Consider the following 6,321-nt stretch of genomic DNA (forward strand, 5'->3'; position numbering starts at 1 on the left):
GAACCGGATCCCTTCGCCGAGATCATGGAACCCTCCGGGCCGGTCCCGGCTCGCGGCGACGTGGCCGCGGATCACCTGCCCGAGCGCCCGCCGCTGTCACGCCCGACCCGCGGTGTCGGCCAGGCCTATCCCGAGGACGCTTCGGTCCCTCCACTCGCCGCGGGCGTGACCACGGGAGGGTCGGGGATCAAGCCGCTCGGGTCTCAGGACGACGAGGACGAGATCCATACCGAGGTCGAGCGTTTCGACGCGGCCCGCATCGACGGCGGGTCGGACCTCGACTCGGGAACGGGGGGTCGCCACGCCCAGCCCGCTGACGATCAGACCCCGGTCTGGCTGCGGCCCGAGGTGACGCCTGTGCCGTCCCGGGCCGGCAGCGGCAAGCACCGGCGCGCGGACCCGGAGGACGAACAGGCCGCGTCCGGCGGAAGCGACGCGACGGGTACCGGCCGGGAGCGCCCGGGTGTGGACCCGGACGTCGAACAGACCGCTCGCCTCCGGTTGCCCCCGGATATCCGGGACTGACCTACCGCGACGAGAGGACCCGTCCGCGCATCAGGCGCGGACGGGTCCTCTCGATTGTGCGGGGTGTGTCAGCTCGCGGAGCTCAGCAGGCCCGTGACGGTCGGGCTCGACAGCGGCGCGACGTCATATCCGACCGATCCGGACAGGCCCGCGGTGAGGGAGCCGCCGATGGCCGAGTCGATCGGGTTGATGACGGAGCCGGGGTCCAGCGAGCCGGTGCCGCCTCCGCCCGCTCCGGGGTTGGTGCCGGCGACGATGACGGGAGACGAGGTCGCGGTGGTTCCGACCCAGGTGTCGCCCAGTGTGTCCTGGTTGTTCAACACGGCCGTGTAGCGGTACACCTGCGTGTCGGCCGTACGGGGGATGTCGTCCGCGAAGGCGACGGTGGTGCCTGACCCCGGCATCTCGACCTGCCCGACCTCGACGCCGTCACGGAGGATCGTGACCATCGTGCCGGCGGGGAAGTTGTTCGAGGGCCGCTGGAAGGAGGTCACCACGTTGACCGCGAGCGAATCCTCGTCGAGCGCGCCGGGCTGGGCCTGGACGTTCAGGTTGGTGTTCCACTGGAAGGGGACCCACGGGGCGTTGGTGATCGTGGTGGTGGTGAGGGCGGCCGCATTGGCACTGGCGGCACACTCCACCTGGGCGCCGGTGGTGCCGGTGCCACCCGCCGTGGTTCCGCGGGTGTACTGGAACTGGGTCGACGCCGCATCGGTGGCGGCGGCGGCTCCGGCCCCGGGCAGCCCGAAGACGATCTGCTGGCTGGGGGTGTTCGGTGCGCGCATGCTGAAGGTGACCTCGGGCAGCTGGAACGACAGGTTGTTGTTCTTCTGCAGGCCGGTGTTGATGGACGTGCCGGTGTTCGTCCCGTAGCGGGCGGATTGTCCACCCCAGATCCGAACGGTGTTGGACCCCGCCTGGGTCGCCTTGGTCGTCGGGCTGACCTCGGCCAGCGAGGGGCTGCCGGCGGTGATCCCGGTGGCGCCGCTCGTCAGCGTCTGGGTGCGGTAGTCGGCGTTGCTCGGCGCCTGGATGTCGTAGGTGATCCGGCCGACCCGCACCGTGTTGGGCTGCATCGGCCCCGGCTGGATCGAGACCTCGAAGAACTCGCCCGGAGAGACGAACGTGGGGTAGGTGACCTCGACCGTGTTGGTCCAGGTGTTCACGCCCCCGATGTTCAGAGCGTTGTCGGGAGTGCAGGTGTAGGTGACCTCGACCGTCCCGGTGGTGGTGGGTGAGTTCTGGGCCGTGGCCGCCGGGGCGAGGGCGATGGCGGTGGCCAGCGGCAGGGTGGCTCCGGCCACCAGCGCCGTAGCGCGTGTCAACATCATGGGGAGTCCTTTATCTCTGTGGTCATCAGCGCCGTGCGACGGGTGGCGCTGAGGGCCGTTCGGCGGCCCGGTATGGGCGTTCGGGTTGTCTGTTCGTCTGCTGAGCGAACGTCGTGACAGGGGAAGTGTGACATAAACCACTAGGGAGTACCAACGGTATACGACGTCTTAGTTGGACGAGGTGCTTATTCGCCGAAACGCTGGCCCGGTCGCTGACCGTCGTCAAAACCGCAGGCAAAGGACACGCGTACCGAAATGTGTCCAATTTGTTAAGGACGGGTCAGTAGTGCAACTAGGGAAAATTGGGGCGAAGTGTTATCGGATCTAAATAATAAGGCGGCTGTGACAATGCTGTGCGCCATGTCACACTTGCCGGGACTACCTATCTGAGACGAAGGCCGGTCGTCGCCCCCGATGGCCCGGGATCCGACTTCATCCAGATCTAAGCCAATGTTAAGGAGAACGATCCATGGCACGTACGTGGCACCCTTCAGCCAGAATCGCGGCGCTCGGACTAGCCGCGGCGTTCGTCGCCGCCGCGGCGCCGGCCTCCACTGCCCAGATCCCGGGTAACAACCCCCGCACCACGGTGTATCCGGTCGACAACACGCAGATCCAACTCGCCGTCTACCCCCTCGACCAGGCGGCCGGGACCGTCCGGGTCGTGATGCAGAACAACACCGGGACCAACCTCAACTGCACCGGTATCGATGGCGGGCCGGCGGCGACGGTCACCACCGCCGAGGTCGTGGCCCGGTCGATCGACTACTTCACGCAGTACCCGCTCTCCGAGCTCGCTGATCTCACCCTCAATCTCCCGTCCGCCGCGGGTGGCGCGCAGAACATCGGCCTCGGATCGGCCCAGGTCCAGGCCGGAAGTGCTGCGGAGTTCTTCAATCCGGAGTGGGACGCCCTCAACCAGAACGAGGCCGCCCTCGAGCAGGCGCGTCTCGCCGGCCACTACGGCGTCTTCGGGACGAACATCACCATCCCCGCCACCTCGGCGTTCGAGCAGAACGTCCGTCTCGATCATCCTGTCGAGGGTCAGCGCGCGGACTTCCAGACCGGCGTGTTCATGACCTGCACCATCGCCGGCCAGCGCTACGCCTTCCACGCGTACGAGGGGGGCGTGAAGCCCAACTACGCGACCAATACCTCGACGGGCAGCCTCGGCAGCGCCGGCCTCGGCAGCTGACAGTCACCCCCGCGGTCAGACCGCGACCAGAGCAATCCGATAGGACCCCGGTCTCTCCACGATGGCCGGTACGACAGGAGCAGTGAAGAATGATCTCAACCACCACCACAGCAGTGCGCGGGGCTGTCGCTGCGGCTGCCGCACTGGCTCTCGTGGCCGGCGCGGCCCCCGCGCTCGCCCAGGTGCCCGGCGGCAACCCCGGCGGCTACGTCATCAAGGTCGACGACACCTCCCTCGTCGTCACGGTCAACGACAAGGGGGAGGCGCCCACGACGATCACCGGATCGATCCAGAACACCACCGATGCGAACTTCCGCTGTGAGGTCCCCCAGTTCAACATCGGAGGTCAGAACACGGCGCTCGGTTACGGCCAGGTGACCACCGCCGCGGCGGCCGAGGAGGTCCGGGAGTACTACCGGACCCGGGTGTTCACCGGCCCCACCGACACCAACGCCAACGGCGACCTGGTGTCCTTCGGGTCGGCCCTCGACATCTTCCCTGCGGGCAGCGCCATCGGCTCGGCGGAGGCCGGACCGCGGCAGGCACACAACGAGGCACGGGTCGCCGGACGCACGGGTGACCCCCGGGTGAACAACGCGCTCCAGTTCACCGTCCCGGCCGGTGGCACCGTGGACTACACGGCCCCGCTCGGTGTCCCGGCCACCGGCGACCGTGGCGAATGGAGGGCCGCCGCGGTGTTCATGTGCCGCAACATGGTGACCAACGACTGGTTCCTCTACATCGGTCTCGAGGACATCGAGGACCCGAACCCGGCGCCCGACCCCAGCACGACGGGAAGCCTCGGTGCCGGCTCCGTCGGCTCGTAACCCCCTTCAGACCGAATTCTCAAGGAGACTCATGTCCACCTCACGCGCCCTCAAGGGCTTCACAGCGGCGTCCGCGAGCGCCCTCATGGTTCTCGGCATGGCCGGGACCGCGGCCGCGCAGAACACCGTGACCGTCGTTCCCGGTGACAACGGTGACGGCCGCACCGTCGTCGTCAACAACCCGGGGATGACCGTCGACATCGTCAACGTCGACCGGGCCGCGGGCACCGTCCAGGTATCGATGACCAACAACCTCGGCTTCACCGTCTTCTGCGAGGCGCCCAACCAGGACACGGTCGCGGGTGCCCGGCCCGGTGGCACGGTCTCGACGGCCCCCGTCGTCGAGATGTCGGCCGAGTACTACTCGCGCTACCAGAACGTCCGGGCGGAGATGGTCAGCATCACGGCGTCCGGCTCGACCATCACCATGCCCCTGTGGCCGCTCACCCAGTTCTTCCCGCAGGGCAGCCTGGGGGATATGGCGAGTGAGGCCGTCCAGCTCCGTTCGCGCATCACCGAGCAGAACACCCGGGCCAAGGTCGAGGGACTGTACGGCACGACCGGGTCCTTCCAGATGACCAACGGTCAGACGGTCAACCGGACCATTACGCTCGGGCCGCCGGCCACCCAGCCCCGCGGCGAGGATCTGATCGGCTTCTTCACCATGTGCGCCCAGGGGACCGACTCCGCGGCCGCGCAGGGCAGCGGTCAGCTGTACGCCTGGTCCACGTTCGAGGACGGATGGCCGCCGCCGGTCGTCGTCCCCGAGAACACCGGCAGCCTCGGGAGCGGGTCCCTCGGGTCGCTGGGGAGCAGTGGCACCGATCCCGTCGATCCGGAGCCGCCGGTCGAGCCGGAGCCGGAGCCGCCTATCGACGAGTGACAGACGGTACGGCCTGAGACCCGATCAGGCCACGTGATGAAGAGGGACGGGCCGGTCGCATCACGCGACCGGCCCGTCCCTCTTCGCGTGGTGATCTCGTGGCCCGCGTCTAGAGTCGACTCCGAGACCGATCACCGTCCCGCCCGCCGATCAGAGGAGCCCGATGCCCACCCCCGCCACCGTCGATCCGGCGGCCAGAACCCGACTGGCCGAGTTGGTCGCCGAGCTCGCGGTCGTGCACGGCCGCGTCACCCTCTCCTCCGGCCGGGAGGCCGATTACTACGTGGACCTGCGCCGCGCGACGCTGCACCACGAGGCGTCCCCGCTGATCGGACGTCTGTTGCGCGAGCTGACCGCGGACTGGGACTTCGACGCCGTGGGCGGGCTGACCCTCGGGGCGGACCCCGTCGCGACCGCCATCATGCACGCGCCGGGTCGGCCGATCGACGCCTTCGTCGTGCGGAAGGAAGCGAAGAAGCACGGGATGCAGCGCCGGATCGAGGGTCCGGACATCGTGGGGAAGCGGGTCCTGGTGGTCGAGGACACCACGACCACCGGTAACTCCCCGCTCACCGCGGTGACCGCGTTGCGGGAGGCGGGCGCCGAGGTGGTGGGCGTGGCGACCGTCGTCGACCGTGCCACCGGCGCCGATGACGTGATCCGGGCCGAGGGCGTGGACTACCGCGCCCTGCTCGGCCTGACCGACCTGGGACTGGAGTGACATGGCAAACGGATGGATGAGGGCACGGAACAGCACAACCGAGAAGACGACGATGACCTTCCCCTCCGTCATGACGCGGGCACTGAGCGAGCGGGTGCTGTCGCTCATGGACACCTCCCGCCCGGAGGGTCCCGCGTTCCTCGCCGCCGCCGCGGGTACGGAGCTCGCCAAGGCGACCGGGTTCGGCCCACTGGAGAAGCTCTGCAAGCCGCTCATCGTCCCGGCGGCGCTGGCCATCGCGCTGCGGGACGGAGCTCGGGGTGAGGGAGCTGGGCGACCGGGAGTCGGCGGTCTCGGGCCGCTCGCGACCATGCTGCTGTCGGTCACCGGCGCGGCGTACACCACCGGCGACGTGATCCTCATGCTCGGGGGCGGACATGCGAGCCGGTCGAAGGCGCGCCTGGTCTCGGGCGCGGCGGCGTTCGGGGTGGGCCATCTCGCGCTCGGCGGGCTGATGCTCCGGTCCGGGCTGAGATTCAAGCCGCTCCAGTCCGCGGTCCACGGGGTGGTGGCCGGCGCCGCCGGCGCGATTCTCCTGTCCGAGGATCGGGCCAACGCTCCGCTCGCCGCGTACGGAGGACTGCTGGCGGCCCTGTCGGCGCTGGCGACCTCTGTGGATCGCCGATCCGGGCCGGCGGCCTCGGTGCTGGCCGTGGCGGGCCCGGTCTTCCTCCTCAGCGACGGCCTGATCCTCGTCCGACGCAAGGCCGAGGGCGGGACCGCGCTCGCGCGGGCCCTCGACGTCGGCGTGATCGACACCTACGCCACCGCCGCGTTGCTCCTACTCACGGGGACCGCGGCCGCGGCACGCACGGCCGGGCGACCGGCGTGAGTGCCAC

6 protein-coding genes and 1 pseudogene are annotated in these 6,321 nt (G+C 69.4%); 6 read left to right on the forward strand and 1 reads right to left on the reverse strand.

What is annotated here, in order from left to right:
• A pseudogene (locus IY392_RS12485) lies at positions 1-525 on the forward strand (hypothetical protein); the annotation flags it as partial.
• A 68-nt stretch (positions 526-593) separates the two neighbouring features.
• On the opposite strand, the gene IY392_RS12490 reads toward IY392_RS12485, so the two are convergent.
• A complete protein-coding gene (locus IY392_RS12490; protein WP_107757451.1) occupies positions 594-1,856 on the reverse strand; it encodes a hypothetical protein in 1,263 nt (420 codons plus the stop codon).
• A gap of 469 nt (positions 1,857-2,325) precedes the next feature.
• Here IY392_RS12490 and IY392_RS12495 point away from each other — a divergent pair, with 469 nt between their 5' ends.
• From IY392_RS12495 to IY392_RS12515, 5 genes are all read left to right on the forward strand, one after another.
• Positions 2,326-3,051 (forward strand): hypothetical protein, encoded by a 726-nt coding sequence (locus IY392_RS12495; RefSeq protein ID WP_194861390.1) that lies wholly within the window; start codon positions 2,326-2,328, stop codon positions 3,049-3,051.
• An 89-nt stretch (positions 3,052-3,140) separates the two neighbouring features.
• A complete protein-coding gene (locus IY392_RS12500) occupies positions 3,141-3,878 on the forward strand; it encodes a hypothetical protein (protein WP_194861391.1) in 738 nt (245 codons plus the stop codon).
• Positions 3,879-3,909: 31 nt separating this feature from the next.
• Entirely contained in the window at positions 3,910-4,761 is an 852-nt protein-coding gene (locus tag IY392_RS12505; protein ID WP_194861392.1) for a hypothetical protein, read from the forward strand.
• A 163-nt stretch (positions 4,762-4,924) separates the two neighbouring features.
• Positions 4,925-5,482, forward strand: a complete 558-nt coding sequence (pyrE, locus tag IY392_RS12510; protein ID WP_182613511.1) for an orotate phosphoribosyltransferase — start codon at positions 4,925-4,927, stop codon at positions 5,480-5,482.
• 52 nt (positions 5,483-5,534) lie between these two features.
• On the forward strand, positions 5,535-6,314 hold the full coding sequence (locus IY392_RS12515; RefSeq protein WP_228549359.1) for a lysoplasmalogenase family protein: 780 nt from the start codon (positions 5,535-5,537) through the stop codon (positions 6,312-6,314).
• The last annotated feature ends 7 nt before the right edge of the window (positions 6,315-6,321 follow it).

Source organism: Dietzia sp. SYD-A1 (genome assembly GCF_015356725.1).
In the GTDB taxonomy this organism is placed as follows: domain Bacteria; phylum Actinomycetota; class Actinomycetes; order Mycobacteriales; family Mycobacteriaceae; genus Dietzia.